A 15,590-nucleotide genomic window follows, 5' to 3' on the forward strand; every position below is an offset into this window, starting at 1 on the left:
TGACCCGGGAGGTCAGTACCCCGGTGACCACGGGCCCGATGACCCGGACGGTGATTCCGGCCGGGCGGATCGCCGTGCGTCTCGTCCCGGCACTGTTCATCACCGTGCTGTTCGCGTGGCCGGTGGTCGCACTGATCCGCCGTGCGGTGCGCATCGCGTCGGAGTCGGGGGAGCGGCTCGGCGATCTCCTCGCCGGCACCGGTGCCTGGTCGCTGCTGGGCGTCACGCTCGGACAGGCCGCGGCGTCGACGGTGCTCGCGATCGTCGCGGCCGCACCCATCGCCTGGCTCTACGCCCACGTGGGCGGACGCGCGGCGGTGATCCTGGCGGTCGTGGTGACGGTCCCGTTCGTGCTGCCGACGGTCGTCGTCGGCGTCGCCTTCCGCTCGCTGCTGACCGGGCCGTTGTCGTTTCTGCACATCGGATCGGGGCTCGGTGCGGTGCTGGCCGCGCACGTCTTCCTCAATGTCGCGGTCGTCGTCCGGGTGGTCGGGGCGGCCTGGCGCAACCTCGACCCCCGGCTCCTCGAGGCGGCCCGCACGCTCGGCGCGGGACGACTGAAGGCGACGCTGACCGTCGTCGTGCCACGGCTGCTGCCGGCGCTCGCCGGCGCCGCCGCACTGATCTTCCTGTTCTGCTCCACGAGTTTCGGCGTCGTGCTCATCCTCGGCGCCGGGAAACTGCGCACGCTGGAGACCGAGATCTACACCCAGGCGATCGGATACTTCCGCATCCCGCAGGCCGTGATGCTGTCGATGCTGCAGATCGTGGTGGTCTTCGCCGCGCTGCTGATGACGCGGGTGTTCTCCGACCCCGCCGGGTCCGGCTCGGCCCGCGGCGGAGGCCGGGGACGGGCGGAACCCCCGCTCCCCGGACCGGTGGCGCGGTTGTCGATGGTCGCGGCCGCGGTATGGGCGGTGGCGCTGCTCGTCGGGCCGGTGGCGGTCCTCGTCGTCCGGTCCCTGCGCCCATCGGTGGGCGGCGACTGGACCCTTGCCGGATACCGGGCGCTCGCCGAACCGGTCAACGGGGTGACACCCCTCGACAGCCTGCGGTACTCGCTGGTGTCGGCGGGTCTAGCGACCCTCATCGCGCTCGTCGTCGGGACCCTTGCCGCGGTGTCGTTGTACCGGGCACGCGGCGTGTTGGGCACGATTGCCTCGACCATCTCCCTCATCCCCCTCGGGATCAGTGCTGTGACACTGGGTTTCGGCTACCTGATCGTTCTCGCGTCGATGCCGTACGCGATCGCCGCGTCGCCGGCGGTCATCCCGTGTGTGCAGGCGCTGATCGCGATCCCGCTCGTCATCCGCATCATGGTGCCGGCCCTCGAGTCGGTACCGGTCCGCCTGCGTCAGGCCGCGGCCACGCTCGGCGCGCCGCCGTTGCGGGTGTTCACGACCGTCGACCTGCCGATCGTCGGCCGGTCCCTCGGGGCCGCAGCCGGTTTCGCATTCGTGATGGCGCTCGGTGAGTTCGGCGCCACCGGCTTCCTGGCGCGCGCCGACACCACGACCCTGCCGGTCCTCATCGGTTCCGCGCTCAACCGGCCGGGCGCGGAGAACCTGGCGACCGCGATGGCCGCCTCGGTGGTCCTCGTCGCGGCGACAACCCTCGCGGTGCTCATCGTCGAGGTCCTGCGTCCCCGAACGGAGGTGCCGCTGCTGTGAGCGGACCGGGCAGCGATTCCCGCTCTCCCGCCGAACGCGGGGTCCTCGAGATCGACGATCTGACCGTGACCTACGGCGATCACACCGTGATCGACGGATTGACGTGGCGGACCGGGGGAGCGGGCGCGCTCGTCACCGCGGTGCTCGGGCCGTCGGGGTGCGGCAAGTCGACGCTCATCCGCGCCGTCGCCGGTCTCGAACGTCCCGCCCGCGGCGCGGTGCGCTTCGACGGGCGCGACCTCGCCGGCGTCGAGGTGCACCGCCGCGACTTCGGGGTCGTCTTCCAGGACGGCCAGCTCTTCGGCGGCCGCAGCGTCGCCGCCAACATCGCCTACGGACTGAGGATGCGTCGCTGGCCGCGTCGCCGCATCGCCGACCGGGTTGCCGAACTCCTCGACATCGTCGGGTTGCCCGGATACGAGAAACGTTCCGTCGACACGCTTTCCGGCGGCCAGGCGCAACGCGTCGCGCTCGCCCGGGCGCTGGCGCCGCACCCGCGGCTGCTCCTGCTCGACGAACCGCTCGCCGCCCTCGACCGTCGGCTGCGTGACGAACTGGCGGTGGAGATCTCGGAGATAGTACGGGAGGCCGGCGTCCCGACCGTCGTCGTCACCCACGACCACGCCGAGGCGGCGACCATGGCCGACGTCATCGCGGTCATGCGCGACGGGACGATGGTGCAGGTCGCCGAACCGTCGGCGCTGTGGACCGGGCCCGCCGACGAATGGACCGCGCGGTTCCTGGGCGCCACGACGATCGTCGACGCGACACTCCGCGACGGTGTCGCCGCTACCGTGCTCGGCGATCTGCCCCTCGATCTCCCCGACGGGTCCCGCCGGCTCGGCCTGCGCCCGGAGTCGGTGGAGGTCGGTCGTGCGCCCGGCGCCGGCGACGAGGCGGATCCCGCGCGGGCGCGGGTCGTGCTCGTCGCCGAACTGCCCGCCGGTCCGCGGGTGCGCATAGACACCGTCGTCGGCGAGATCGACGCCGTCGCCACCGAATCCGTCGCCATCGGCGACCGGGTGCGGCTGCGTCTGGTGCCCGACCGGGTCGCCGTCGTCGGCGGTGCGGCGGTCGGATGACGGTGTGCCGATGACCAGCGCGACTCGCGGCGACCTGCTGCTGCCGCCCGGCCTGGTGGTCATCGGGGCGACCTCGATGTACCTGGGCGCAGCGGTCGCCGTGGGGCTCTTCGACGACCTCGAACCCGCAGCGGTCGCATGGCTGCGGATCGTCGGCGCCGCCCTGGTGCTGGCGCTCTGGGTGCGTCCGCCGCGGACCGCCTGGCGCCTCGACCGGCTACGGCTCGCGGCGTGTTTCGGCGTCATCACGGCCGGGATGAACATCACCTTCTACGAGGCACTCGCCCGGCTTCCGATGGGCACGACCGTGGCGCTGGAGTTCCTCGGCCCGATCACCGTGGCGGCGCTGGGTTCGCGCCTGCCCCGCGACATCGCCGCGCTGGTGTTGGCCGCGGTCGGGGTGGTCTTGATCGCCGACGTGCGGTGGCAGGGGACCGGTGCGGGTGTGCTGCTGGCGCTCGGGGCGGCTGCGTGCTGGGCGGGCCACATCGTCCTCGGCAAGAGGGTCGCCGCACGCGGCGCCGGCATCGAGGACCTGGCCACCGGGTTCGTGGTCGCCGCGCTGGTCACGTCGCCGCTGGTGTGGTGGGTCGTGGCGGCGGCCGCCGACGGGCTGTCGGTATTCGCGCTGATGGGGCAGGGCCTGATCCTCGGCGTCGCGTCGACCGCGGTGCCCTACGCGCTCGACCAGGTGGTACTGCGCCGCGTCGGCCAGGCCCGGTTCGCGATCCTGCTCGCGCTGCTGCCGGTGACGGCCGCCGTCATCGGGCTGATCGTGTTGTCGCAGGTGCCGCGCCCCCTCGAGGCCGCCGGGATCGTCGCGGTCGCGCTGGCGGTGGCCCTGCGGACCGTCGACGAGGACGGGATCCCGCCGGGCTGACCGGGGCCCGGGACGGCTGTGCTGACGGGGCCGGGGACGGCTGTGCTGAGGGGCCGGGGACGGCCGTGCTCAGGCGGCGCGGGCCTTCTTCAATGCCTTGCCCAGTTCCTTCTTCGTCATCTCCGAGGTGTCGAGCTTGCGCATCCGGTGGATCACGACGGGACAGCGCACGCACCGCTTGGAACTCTTGCAGCACTTCTTCTTCGGCTTCAGAGAGCCCACTTTGCCCGGGTCGACCTTGCCCATGCGGGAAAGGTTAGCAGAACCTAACTCAAGGGCATTCGGGGAGCCGTGATCGCGGTCTCAGGCCCTCAGCCGATACGCTGTGACGTTGAAACCTTAGGTGATCTGCGCCCGACACCGGTCAAAGACGACCGGCCGGGGAGCTGATATGCCCGGACCTCCCGGGCACCCGGCCGCGACGGCGGTCCCCAACTTACGAAAGAGAATCAGTGAGCACTGCCCCCTCCTTCCGGAACGTCGCGATCGTCGCGCACGTCGACCACGGAAAGACCACCCTCGTCGACGCCATGCTGCGCCAGTCCGGCGTCTTCGGCGAGCGTGCCGAGGTCGTCGACCGCGTGATGGACTCCGGTGACCTCGAACGTGAGAAGGGCATCACCATTCTCGCCAAGAACACCGCGGTGCACCGCCGCCAGCCCGACGGCACCGAGATCGTCATCAACGTCATCGACACCCCCGGCCACGCCGACTTCGGCGGCGAGGTCGAGCGCGGCCTGTCCATGGTCGACGGCGTGGTGCTCCTCGTCGACGCCTCCGAGGGACCGCTGCCGCAGACCCGCTTCGTGCTGCGCAAGGCGCTGGCCGCCTCCCTGCCGGTGATCGTCGTGGTCAACAAGACCGACCGCCCCGACGCCCGCATCCAGGAGGTCGTCGACGAGACGCAGGACCTGCTCCTCGACCTCGCGTCGGATCTCGACGACGAGGCCGCCCGCGCCGCCGAGCTCGTCCTCGAGCTCCCGGTGCTCTACGCGTCGGGCCGCGCCGGCGTCTGCTCCACCGAGCAGCCGGAGAACGGCCAGGTCCCCGACGCGGAGAACCTCGACGCCTTCTTCGACGTCCTGCTCGAGCACGTCCCGGCGCCCAAGGGCGACGCGGAGGCCCCACTGCAGGCCCACGTCACCAACCTCGACGCCTCGGCCTTCCTCGGCCGGCTGGCGCTCGTCCGCATCCACAACGGCACCCTGCGCAAGGGGCAGCAGGTGTCGTGGTGCCGCGAGGTCGACGGCGAGGCCGTCATCGAGCGCGCCAAGGTCACCGAGCTGCTGCGCACCGTCGGCGTCGACCGTGAGCCAGCCGAGGAAGCGGTCGCAGGCGACATCGTCGCGGTCGCGGGCATGCCCGACATCATGATCGGCGACACCCTCGCCGATCTGGAGAACCCGCAGCCGCTGCCGCGCATCACCGTCGACGAGCCGGCCATCTCGGTCACCATCGGCACCAACTCGTCGCCGCTGGCCGGCCGCGTCTCCGGTCACAAGCTGACCGCCCGCATGGTGAAGTCGCGCCTGGACTCCGAGCTCATCGGCAACGTGTCGCTGCGCGTCCTCGACATCGGCCGCCCGGATGCCTGGGAGGTGCAGGGCCGTGGGGAGCTCGCGCTGGCCATCCTGGTCGAGCAGATGCGCCGCGAGGGCTTCGAGCTCACCGTCGGCAAGCCGCAGGTGGTCACCAAGAAGGTCGACGGCAAGCTCAAGGAGCCGTTCGAGCACCTCACCGTCGACGTGCCGGAGGAGTACCTCGGCGCCGTCACGCAATTGCTGGCCGCCCGCAAGGGCCGCATGGAGAAGATGTCCAACCACGGCACCGGCTGGGTGCGCATGGAGTTCATCGTCCCGTCGCGCGGGCTGATCGGTTTCCGCACCGACTTCCTCACCGAGACCCGCGGTACCGGCATCGCCAACGCCGTGTTCTCCGGCTACGACGACTGGGCCGGCGAGATCCGCGCCCGCCACTCGGGTTCGCTGGTCAGCGACCGCGCCGGCACGGTGACCCCGTACGCGATGATCCAGCTCGCCGATCGCGGAACCTTCTTCGTCAACCCCGGCGACGACACCTACGAGGGCCATGTCGTGGGCATCAATCCGCGCGCCGAGGACCTCGACATCAACGTCACCCGCGAGAAGAAGCTGACCAACATGCGCAGCTCCACCGGTGACGAGCTCGAGCGGCTCGCCAAGCCGATGGAACTCGACCTCGAGGGCGCGATGGAATTCTGTGCCGCCGACGAGTGTGTCGAGGTCACCCCGGAGGTCGTCCGGGTGCGTAAGGTTCACCTCGACTCGTCGACGCGTGCCCGTGAGCGTTCGCGGGCCAAGTCCCGGGATGCCGCGGTCGGCTAGCCGACCGTGACCCGGCCTCCCTTCCCGCGGGGTGGGAGGCCGGCGCGTCCGACCGACCGAGAAGCTCATCCATGGGGGTATCCGAGTGAATCGCGCGAGACCACAGCGGGGTCGCGACGCCTCGAATCGGACCCGACGCCGTGTGCTCGGGTTGCTCTCGTGCGGCGTGGCCCTGCTCGTCGCCATGGCGGCGTGCTCCGCGGATCCGCCGCCACCGGTCCGCGACACCGGGCCGCCGCCCACCCCGTCCGAGTACCCGGTGGAGAAGACGATCTTCGTCGCCACCGACTCGGTGGGGGCCGGGTTCAACCCGCACATCGCGGCCGACCTCAACCCGGTGACCACCGCGGTCGCCGCGATGACCCTGCCGAGCGCGTTCGCCCCGGTCGAGACGCCGCAGGGCACCGTGTGGGAGCTGCAGAAGCACTTCGTGACCTCCGCCGAGGTCACCGACCGCGAGCCGTTCACGGTCACCTACCGCATCCACACCGACGCGCAGTGGTCGGACGGGCTGCCGGTGACCGGTGACGACTTCAGCTACCTGTGGCAGCAGATGTCGCGTCAGCCGAACGTCGTGGCGCCTGCCGGCTACCGGCTCATCGACTCGGTGCAGTCCCGCGAGGGCGGCAAGGTCGTCGAGGTGAAGTTCGAGCGGCCGTACCCGGCCTGGCGCGAGCTGTTCACCAACCTCCTGCCGAGCCACGTCTTCAAGGGCGCCCCGGCCGGTTTCCAGACCGGCATGGACACGGGCAAGCCGGTGTCGGCGGGTCCCTACGCGATCGTCGGCATCGACACCACCCGCGACGAGGTGCGGCTGGCCCGCAACGATCGCTACTGGGTGAAGCCGCCGCGCCTCGACCAGATCGTCCTGCGTCGTGCCGGCAACAACTCCCAGATGCTCGACTCGGTGCGTTCGGGCGACACCGCGATCGTCGCGCTCGGTGCGTCCCCGGCGACCCAGGCCGAACTCGCCGCGCTGCCCGGTCTCGAGACCCGGCGCAGCCTGACCTCCCGGTCGCTCGGCATCAGCGTCAACGTCCGCACCGACGCGATGAGCTCGCTGCCGGTGCGGCGCGCGGTCCTCGGCATGATCGACCCGCAATTGACCCGGTATGCCGGGGCGGGGGACTGGATCGTCGAGCCGTACGCGAACACGGTGTTCGCACCGTCGGATCCCGGCTACACCCCGGTGGCGCGCCCGCGTCCGGACCGCGCTGCGGTCGACGCGATGCTCGCCGAGGCCGGCTACCGCCGCGCCGAGCCCGAACCGCCGGCCCCGGTCCCCTCCGAGGCGCCCGCTTCGGACCCCGACGCGCCGTCCCGGTCGGCTCCCGCATCAGCGGATGCGTCGATCTCGGCGGAGACGTCGACACCGGCGCCGGCCGCGGGCGAGACCCCGGTGCCCGAACTGCCCGAGGGGGTCCAGCCGTTCGAGAAGGACGGGCAGGACCTCATCGTGCGGGTGGGTGCCGTCGCCGGCGACCCACGCGCAACCTCGGCGGCCGCCAGCGTCGTGGACCAGCTCCGCAGTGGGGGAATCCGCGCGCAGGTCGTCACCATGCCCAACAGCGAGCTATACGGCTCGGCGCTCACGAAGAAACGCGTCGACCTCGTCGTCGGCTGGACCGGACTCGGTGTGCCCCCTGCCGCATCGCTCGCCTCGCAGGTGGACTGCAACCAGCCGAAGCCGGGCACCGAGCCGTCGCCGATCACCCCGCCGACGCCGACCAGCCTCGCCCCGAACGGGGGCGACGCGGATGACAACTACGCCAGCAACATCTCGGGCCTGTGTGACCCGAGGCTGATCGAACTCGCGCGGACCGCGCTGAGCGAGGAGGACCCGATCGCCACCCTGAACCAGGCGGAGCCCCTGCTCGCCGCGCAGGCGATCTACATGCCGCTGTACCAGGACTCGATGGTCGTCGGCGTCACGCCACTCGTGCGCGACGTCCCGCTGACCGGCCCGATCCAGGAGTCCATCTTCGGGACCGCGGTCGACTGGGAACTGTCGTGACCGCCTCCGCCCCGGCCGCGAAGGCGGCGCGTCGGCTGTTGCTCGTGCACGCCCACCCCGACGACGAGACGATCCAGACCGGGGGCACCATCGCCCGCTACCTCGCCGACGGGGTCGACGTCCGCGTCGTCACCTTCACGCTCGGCGAGGAGGGCGAGGTGATCGGTGACGAGTACGCACTGCTCGTCGCCGACGGCGGGGCCGACCAGCTCGGCGGCTACCGCATCGCCGAACTCACCCGTGCGCTCGCCGCGCTGAGCCCCGCCGACGGTCCCGTGTTGCGTCCGCGGTTCCTCGGCGGGGCCGGTCGCTGGCGCGACTCCGGCATGGCAGGCGCGCCGTCGGCGCAGAACCCGCGCGCCCTCGTGCAGGCCCCGTTCGACGAGGTGGTGTCGACGCTGCTCGACATCCTCGTCGACTTCGAGCCGCAGGTCGTCGTCAGCTACGACGAGTCGGGCACCTACGGGCACCCCGACCACAAGCTCGTGCACTCGGTCACCGCCGCCGCCGTCGCGCGCGCCCGCGACCTCGGTCGCGGCCCGGTCAAGCTGTACGAGTCGGTCACCGAGCGCAGCGCGCTGCAGAATGGGCTGGCCGCGGCGTCGGAGGTCCCCGAGGGCTGGCGGATGCCCGAGCCCGGCGAGCTGCCCAGCTACCCGGACGACGCCGTCACCACCGAGATCGACGTGCGCGGGTTCTATGAGCGCAAGGTCGCGGCGCTGCGGGCGCACGCCACCCAGGTGACCGTCGCGCCGTCGGGCACCGAGTACGCGCTGAGCAACAACATCCTGCAGCCGATCGGCGACCACGAGCACTTCATCCTCACCGACTACGATCCGCGGGAGAATCTCGACGGCGATCGGGAGACGGATCTGTTCACCGGGATCGAGTGAGGACGAGGCGAGACGATGGCAGCCAAGAAGGGCCGCAGTCGCAGGAACCGGGCTCGCAAGTCGCCTGCGTCCGCAATCGGGGCGACCTCGGCGAAGGCGCCGGAGCGGGCACGGGTACCGGTCACTGGCCCGACGTCCACGCCGGCGTCCACCACGGCGACCGGCGGCACGCCGCCCCCGAAGGCCGCGACCGCGGTCGCCGGCCGGCCACCGACCCTCGACCCCGAGATCCGCGACCGTCTTCTCCTGGCGCTGCTGACCCTCGACGGCCTGGTCGTCGGCCTGCTCAGCGTCGCCTTCGCCTACCAGCGATTCGGAGGTGTCGCGCTTCCCGTCGCGGCTCTCGCCGCCGGCCTGTGCAACGCGGTCCTGCTGTATCTGGCCGCCGGCCACACCTCGAGCGGCCTGCGCTGGGCCCCGCTCGGCGCGTGGGGACTGGTAGTCCTCGTCGCGGGTGGCGTGCCGGGGCCGGGCGGCAACGTCGTGCTGTCGACCTCGTCGAACTATCTCGTTCAGACACTGCTGTTGCTGGTCCTCGGCGTCGCACCCGCCGTGCTGTTGAGCCGCAGCGGTCGCCTACCCGGGTCCGGCGACTGATCACGGCGATTCACGACGGTCGATCGCCCGCCGCGCAACACCGCGACGCGTGGGTCGCACCCGACCGGACGATAGAGTGTGGACATGGTTTTGCGCGCGTGGGCCGACGACATCACGGCCCCGACCGAGCGCGTCACGGCCGCCCTGCGGCAGCTCCGTGACGACCCGACATCCCTCGGTCCCGACGCCCTGGACGTCGAGGGCTGGGTCGCGCTGCTCGGCGCCTCCGGATCGCAGCTGGAGGAGCTGTGCGAGCTGGCCGACGCCGTGCGCCGGCAAGTCACCGATCCCGATGCCCTCACCTTCGTCGTCAACCGCAACCTCGACACCGCGGTCGCCTCCCGCCTGTTGTCCGACGACACCCGCGGGGCGGACCCCACGTTGGTCGACCTCGTGACCGAAGCCGTCGACCTCGGCGCCACCGAGATCTGCATGCAGGGTCCGCTGCCCCCCGATCGGCCCGCCGAGGACTATGTGCGTCTCGTCGAGGAGATCACCGGAGCCGCCACGGACCTGCACCTGCACGCGTACCGCGCCGCGGAGATGGTCGACGGCGCGCAGCGTGCCGGGGTGACGGTCGCCGAACACCTCCGCCGACTCCGCGACGCGGGGCTCGGGTCGATGCCCGGCACCGCAGCCCAGATCCTCGACGACGACCTGCGTGCGTACCTCTCGCCGACCGGCTCCGCGATGCCGGTGCGCGACTGGATCGAGGTCGTCGAGACCGCGCACCGCACCGGACTGTTCTCGACCGCCACCATCGTCTACGGACACGTCGAGACACCGGAGCAGCAGGTCGCCCACCTGCGCACCCTGCTCGGCATCCAGGCCCGCACCGGTGGTTTCAGCGAACTCATCCTGATGCCGATGGTCGACACCAACACGCCGCCCCACCTGCTCGACGGCGCCACCGCGACCGCCTCGCAGCGGGAGAGTCGCGCGCTGCACGCGGTGGCCCGGCTGATGTGCGCCGGGCTCGTCGACCACATCCAGGTCGCATGGACCAAGCTCGACCCGGAGACCGTGGAACTGCTGCTGCGCGGCGGCGCCGACGATATCGGGGGAGTGCTGCTCGACGGCCGGCTGATGCCCGAGGCCGGGCCCGAGGCCGGGCGCGTCCTCGACGTCGAGACCATCGCCGACATCGCGCAGCGCCTCGGACGCTCCCCGCGCCAGCGCACCACGCGCTACGGCGAGCCGCGATCCCATCGGCTGATCCCGATCCCGCAGGTACATTCGTGACGGTGACTTCGCAGGGGACGGGCCGGGATTCGGCGCCGACGGTGCACATCGATGTGGCCATCGTCGGCGCGGGTTTCGCGGGCCTGGGCATGGCCACGCAGCTGGCCCGCCGCGGGCAGGAGACGTTCGTCGTGCTCGAACGCGCCGACGCGGTCGGCGGCACGTGGCGCGACAACGTCTATCCCGGCATCGCCTGCGACATACCTGCGCATCTCTACTCGTTCTCGTTCCGCCCGCCCGCCGACTGGGCGTCGCGGTACCCGAGCGGCGCCGAGATCCGCGACTACCTCGAGCAGACCGTCGACGACGAGGGATTCGCCGACAACATCTGGCTGAGAACCGAGCTGCGAGAGGCCCGTTGGGACGAGACCGATGCCCAGTGGGTGATCACCGCGGGCACCGCCGACGGCGCCGTGCGCACCGTGATCGCCCGCACCCTCGTGCTGGCGGTGGGCCGCCTGTCGGAACCGAAGATCCCCGACATCGCCGGGCTCGAGGGCTTCCCCGGGCAGGTCGTGCACACCGCGGCCTGGCACGACGACGTCGCGGTCGACGGTGCTCGGGTCGGGGTCGTGGGCACCGGTGCGTCGGCGGTGCAGGTCATCCCGCATCTCGCCGAGGCCGCCGAGGAACTCGTCGTGTTCTGCCGGACGCCACCGTATGTGGTGCCGCGCGAGGACCGTGACTACACGCCCGAGGAGCGGGCCGCGCTGCTCGACCCCGAGATCGCCGCCGAGGTCCGCAACCGCCTTCTCACCGAGGCCGACGCCGCCTTCCGCCAGCGGCTGGGACTGCATCCCGACATCGACGAGATCCGCTCGCGGGCGCGCAACCACCTGTTCGCGCAGGTCGCCGATCCGGTGCTGCGCGAACAGCTGACCCCCGATTACGAGATCGGCTGCAAGCGAATCCTTCTCAGTGACGACTTCTACCCGGCGCTGCAGCGGTCCAACGTGATCTTCGAGCCGAGCGCATTGGACTCGGTCACCGAAACCAAGGCGACCGCGCGCAGCGGCCGCACCTTCGACCTCGACGTCCTCGTCATGGCGACCGGCTTCGAGGCGGCGCGCCCGCCTGCGGCGGTCCGGGTCGTCGGCCGTGGGGGAGAACGCCTCTCCGACCACTGGTCGTCGGGCATGACCTCGTACGCGTCGACGGTGGTGAGCGGCTTTCCCAACATGTTCGTGCTCGACGGACCCAACGCCGCGCTCGGCCACAACTCGGCGATCTACATGATCGAGACGCAGCTCGACTACGTCCTCGGCGCCCTCGACTTCATCGACGCGAACGGTGTCCGCGCGCTCGAGGTCTCCCCCGAGGCGGAGGAGGCCTACACCCGCGAGATCGACGAGCGCAGCGCGTCGACCGTCTGGCTGACCGGTTGCGACAGTTGGTATGTCGATCCGGAGAGCCGCCGTCTCACGCTGCTCTGGCCGGGCACCGCGGCATCGTTTCGCGAACGCAACGGCACCTTCGATCCCGCGCCGTATCTGACCGACACCACGGAGGGCCGGCGATGACAGATCTGAGCATGCCGATCGTGAGAAACGCGTCCCCACACGACGATCCGCCGCCGAGCCGAGAGGCCGTCGCCGCCGCACTAGGCGCGGCCGAGGCCGGTGAGCGGATCGACGTCGATCAGGCCGTAGCGCTCTTGCACTGCGCGGGCGACGATCTCGCGCGCCTGCAGTCGGTCGCCGGAGCCCTGCGCGACGAGGGACTCACGGCGGCCGGCCGGTCCCGGCAGGTCACCTACTCGCGCAAGGTGTTCATCCCGCTGACGCGCCTGTGCCGCGACCGGTGCCACTACTGCACCTTCGTCACCGTGCCCGGCAAGCTCGCCCGCTCCGGCGAGGGCCTGTACCTCGAACTCGACGAGGTCGTCGACCTCGCGCGCCGTGGTGCCGAACTCGGTTGCAAGGAGGCGCTGTTCACGCTCGGCGACCGTCCCGAGGACCGCTGGCCGCAGGCCCGCGAATGGCTCGCCGAGCGGGGCTACTCGTCGACGCTGGACTACGTCCGCGCCGCCGCGGTCGCCGTGCTCACCGAGACCGGTCTGCTGCCGCACCTGAATCCCGGGGTGATGAGCCTCGAGGAGCTGCAGCGCCTGCGCCCGGTCGCCCCGTCGATGGGCATGATGCTCGAGACCATCTCCCGGCGACTGTTCACGGAGAAGGGCCAACCGCACTACGGCAGCCCGGACAAGGACCCACAGGTCCGGATGCAGGTCTTGCGCGACGCCGGGACGGCCCGCGTCCCCTTCACGACCGGAATCCTCGTCGGCATCGGCGAGTCCATGCGCGAACGTGCGGAGTCCTTCTTCGCCATCGCCGACGTGCACGCCGCGTCGGGGCACATCCAGGAAGTCATCGTGCAGAACTTCCGCGCCAAGCCCGACACCGCGATGCGCTCGACACCCGACGCGGAGATGACGGAGTTCCTCGCCGCGGTCGCCGTCGCACGGATCGTCCTCGGACCCCACATGAGGGTGCAGGCGCCGCCGAACCTCGTGTCGCCGGCCGAGTGCGCCGCGCTCATCGCGTCGGGCATCGACGACTGGGGCGGGGTGTCCCCGCTGACCCCCGACCACGTCAACCCGGAACGCCCGTGGCCCAACCTGGATGCCCTCGCTGCACGGACGGCGGAGTCGGATTTCGTTCTGACCGAACGGATCACGGCGCAGCCGGCGTATGTGCTCGGGGCGTCGGAGTGGATCGACCCGGCGCTCGCCGATCACGTTGCGGCGTTGAGCGATCCGGCCACCGGCCTGGCCCGCGACACCCGCCCCCTCCCGCGTCCCTGGCCGGCGGTCGCCTGAATTCCCGCAAGATCGCGGTTGTGTTCAGAGTCGCCGGTTGGAAGTCGCACTTCTGTGGGTCGACCTGCGAATCCCGGCGGCCCGGCGCAGGGGCACGGCCTCAATCCAGGACCGGCGCCAGCGCCTCGTACCCGCCGATGACATCGGTCGCGCGGTGCAGACCGAGATCCTGCAGCGCGGCGGCCGCGAGGCTCGACGTGTAGCCCTGCTGGCACAGGATGATCCACCGGACGTCGTGGTCGACGGCCTCCGGGATGCGGGCGTCACTGGCCGGGTCGCACCGCCATTCCAGGACGTTCCGTTCGATGATCAGTGCACCGTCGATCTCGCCCTTCTCGGCGCGCTGCGCGGCGGGACGGATGTCGACGAGGACCGCGCCGTCGGCGAGTTCGGCGGGGACCTCCGACGCCTCGAGTCGTTCGAGACGAGCGCGAGCCTCGGCGAGGACGTCGTCGATGGTTCGGGGAGCGGGCCTGCCGGTCATTCGGGCTCGTCGGTGAGGACCGTACGGGTACGGCGCAGGTGATGGTTGTCGTCAGCGACCTCGTAATACGACATCGCCGTCAGCGGCGGCGAGTAGGCGTGCACGCTCAGCGTGGGGCCGGTCACGGTGATCGCCGGGTTCTTGACCACGTCGTGCACCCAGCCGAGCGGGAAGGCCGCCTGGTCGCCTGCGTCGAGCACGCGGACGTCGAGGTCCTCGCCGGTCCAGTGGTACTCGCGGAGCGAACCGGACAGCACGGTCAGCGCACCGAGCGAGCCGGCGTGGTCGTGCAGTTCGGTGGCCTCGCCAGGGGTCCAACTGATCAGCCACACGTCGAGGTCGTCGTCGGCGTACAGGCGCGTCGACCACCGGTGGACCGGGTCCCACTCGGCGGGCAGGAGGTCGTCGTGCCGACCGTCGAGGACGTCGGCGACGCCCTGGTCGGTGATGCGCAGCAGGTCGGCCGGACGCAGGCGGGTGGGCAGATGTGTGCGCGACCGCGGGGCCTCGGCGACGAACCGGCGACGGCCGGGCGAGGCGGGACCGGTCGGCCGGTCGGCCTGTGAGCGGAGTGATGATGCGCCGGAGCGCGAGAGGGTTGAGGTCATGGTGAATCCTTGCGGGCGAGGTATGTGAGGTCGGAGAACCGGGGATCTAGCGACAGCACATACACATCGCCCGCGAAGCCGGCTCGAGCCCACGCACGACCCACAGGCCGGTGCGGGGACGGTCCACGGCGACCGGATTCGACACGACGATCATGCGGCCGAGAATGCCTGCGGAACCGGCTGAAGTCCAGTGTTGTGGCCACGGTGAGGAAAACTCTGCGGATGCCCCGGGGGAGCGGGACCTCCGGCACGGATCGGCTGCCTGCGCATCGGCCTCCGAGTCGGCGGGAGCGGGGTTCCGCCCGGACCGATCCCGGTGTGATACTCGTTACATACGCCCGTTCCGGGGCCTCGGGGGCGGGGGCCGATTTCGTGGTGGGAACCTGCTCAGCGGATACTGTGGGTTGCGGTCCGATCAGCCCTCGGGCCGAACCGGCGCCGACGCCGGAGAGTGCGAGAGACCGGAATGGTTCGACGCCGGACTGCTCAACCCGTCGCGCCGGCAATGATCTTCCTAGCGAAGGAGTGAGTGGTGACCTACATCATCGCGGAGCCTTGCGTCGACGTCATGGACAAGGCTTGCGTGGAGGAATGCCCCGTCGACTGCATCTACGAGGGTGGGCGCATGCTTTACATTCAGCCGGATGAGTGCGTCGACTGTGGTGCATGCGAGCCGGTGTGCCCGGTGGAGGCCATCTTCTACGAGGACGACGTCCCGGATGAGTGGGAACCCTATGTCAGCGCCAACGCGGACTTCTTCGACGAGCTCGGTTCGCCGGGCGGCGCCAGCAAGGTCGGCAAGACCGAGGCCGATCCGGCGTTCATCAAGGGCCTGCCCCCGATGAACGAGGACGACTGAACGCAGTCGATCGAACGCAACCGACTCAACGCAGTCGAGCGAACGCGGCGACTGATCGCAGACGACCGACGTACCGACCC

The 15,590-nt window shown here is 71.0% G+C and carries 14 protein-coding genes; 11 read left to right on the top strand and 3 right to left on the bottom strand.

All coding sequences use genetic code 11. From position 1 onward, the window contains the following. Window positions 1-38 precede the first annotated feature (38 nt). From ABFT43_RS05165 to ABFT43_RS05175, 3 genes are read left to right on the top strand one after another with little or no spacing between them, the layout of a single operon-like run. Complete coding sequence (locus ABFT43_RS05165; RefSeq protein ID WP_347959318.1) at window positions 39-1,670, top strand: ABC transporter permease; 1,632 nt, start codon at window positions 39-41, stop codon at window positions 1,668-1,670. Beyond that, window positions 1,667-2,752 (top strand): ABC transporter ATP-binding protein, encoded by a 1,086-nt coding sequence (locus tag ABFT43_RS05170; protein WP_347959319.1) that lies wholly within the window; start codon window positions 1,667-1,669, stop codon window positions 2,750-2,752. The genes ABFT43_RS05165 and ABFT43_RS05170 overlap by 4 nt, the downstream gene beginning before the upstream one ends. Before the next feature lie 10 nt (window positions 2,753-2,762). Continuing rightward, entirely contained in the window at window positions 2,763-3,632 is an 870-nt protein-coding gene (locus ABFT43_RS05175; RefSeq protein WP_347959320.1) for an EamA family transporter, read from the top strand. Between the two features lie 69 nt (window positions 3,633-3,701). Here ABFT43_RS05175 and ABFT43_RS05180 read toward each other — a convergent pair whose 3' ends face one another. Next, window positions 3,702-3,878, bottom strand: a complete 177-nt coding sequence (locus ABFT43_RS05180) for a hypothetical protein (RefSeq protein WP_347959321.1) — start codon at window positions 3,876-3,878, stop codon at window positions 3,702-3,704. Between the two features lie 206 nt (window positions 3,879-4,084). On the opposite strand from ABFT43_RS05180, the gene typA reads away from it, so the two are divergent. From typA to cofG, 7 genes are all read left to right on the top strand, one after another. Then, window positions 4,085-5,995, top strand: a complete 1,911-nt coding sequence (gene typA, locus ABFT43_RS05185) for a translational GTPase TypA (protein ID WP_347959322.1) — start codon at window positions 4,085-4,087, stop codon at window positions 5,993-5,995. Between the two features lie 184 nt (window positions 5,996-6,179). Then, window positions 6,180-8,009, top strand: coding sequence for an ABC transporter family substrate-binding protein (locus ABFT43_RS05190; protein ID WP_347959734.1), 1,830 nt, complete (start codon window positions 6,180-6,182; stop codon window positions 8,007-8,009). Then, on the top strand, window positions 8,006-8,902 hold the full coding sequence (gene mshB, locus ABFT43_RS05195) for an N-acetyl-1-D-myo-inositol-2-amino-2-deoxy-alpha-D-glucopyranoside deacetylase (protein WP_347959323.1): 897 nt from the start codon (window positions 8,006-8,008) through the stop codon (window positions 8,900-8,902). The genes ABFT43_RS05190 and mshB overlap by 4 nt, the downstream gene beginning before the upstream one ends. 228 nt (window positions 8,903-9,130) lie before the next feature. Continuing rightward, window positions 9,131-9,499 carry a facilitated glucose transporter gene (locus ABFT43_RS05200; protein WP_347959735.1) on the top strand — a complete coding sequence of 123 codons (369 nt, stop codon included), beginning with the start codon at window positions 9,131-9,133 and terminating at the stop codon, window positions 9,497-9,499. An 84-nt stretch (window positions 9,500-9,583) separates the two neighbouring features. Then, window positions 9,584-10,741, top strand: coding sequence for a radical SAM protein (locus tag ABFT43_RS05205; protein ID WP_347959324.1), 1,158 nt, complete (start codon window positions 9,584-9,586; stop codon window positions 10,739-10,741). Then, entirely contained in the window at window positions 10,738-12,261 is a 1,524-nt protein-coding gene (locus ABFT43_RS05210; RefSeq protein ID WP_347959325.1) for a flavin-containing monooxygenase, read from the top strand. Before ABFT43_RS05205 ends, ABFT43_RS05210 begins: the two co-directional genes overlap by 4 nt. A gap of 11 nt (window positions 12,262-12,272) precedes the next feature. After that, a complete protein-coding gene (gene cofG, locus ABFT43_RS05215; protein WP_457590110.1) occupies window positions 12,273-13,559 on the top strand; it encodes a 7,8-didemethyl-8-hydroxy-5-deazariboflavin synthase CofG in 1,287 nt (428 codons plus the stop codon). Window positions 13,560-13,659: 100 nt separating this feature from the next. Here cofG and ABFT43_RS05220 read toward each other — a convergent pair whose 3' ends face one another. Together ABFT43_RS05220 and ABFT43_RS05225 are read right to left on the bottom strand one after the other, a co-directional pair. After that, window positions 13,660-14,043 (bottom strand): rhodanese-like domain-containing protein, encoded by a 384-nt coding sequence (locus ABFT43_RS05220; RefSeq protein WP_347959327.1) that lies wholly within the window; start codon window positions 14,041-14,043, stop codon window positions 13,660-13,662. After that, window positions 14,040-14,651, bottom strand: a complete 612-nt coding sequence (locus tag ABFT43_RS05225) for a cysteine dioxygenase (RefSeq protein WP_347959328.1) — start codon at window positions 14,649-14,651, stop codon at window positions 14,040-14,042. Before ABFT43_RS05225 ends, ABFT43_RS05220 begins: the two co-directional genes overlap by 4 nt. A gap of 529 nt (window positions 14,652-15,180) precedes the next feature. Here ABFT43_RS05225 and fdxA point away from each other — a divergent pair. Next, window positions 15,181-15,510 carry a ferredoxin gene (gene fdxA / locus ABFT43_RS05230; protein WP_347959329.1) on the top strand — a complete coding sequence of 110 codons (330 nt, stop codon included), beginning with the start codon at window positions 15,181-15,183 and terminating at the stop codon, window positions 15,508-15,510. The last annotated feature ends 80 nt before the right edge of the window (window positions 15,511-15,590 follow it).

Origin of the sequence: Gordonia aurantiaca (assembly GCF_039939235.1) — a bacterium.
Taxonomy (GTDB): domain Bacteria; phylum Actinomycetota; class Actinomycetes; order Mycobacteriales; family Mycobacteriaceae; genus Gordonia.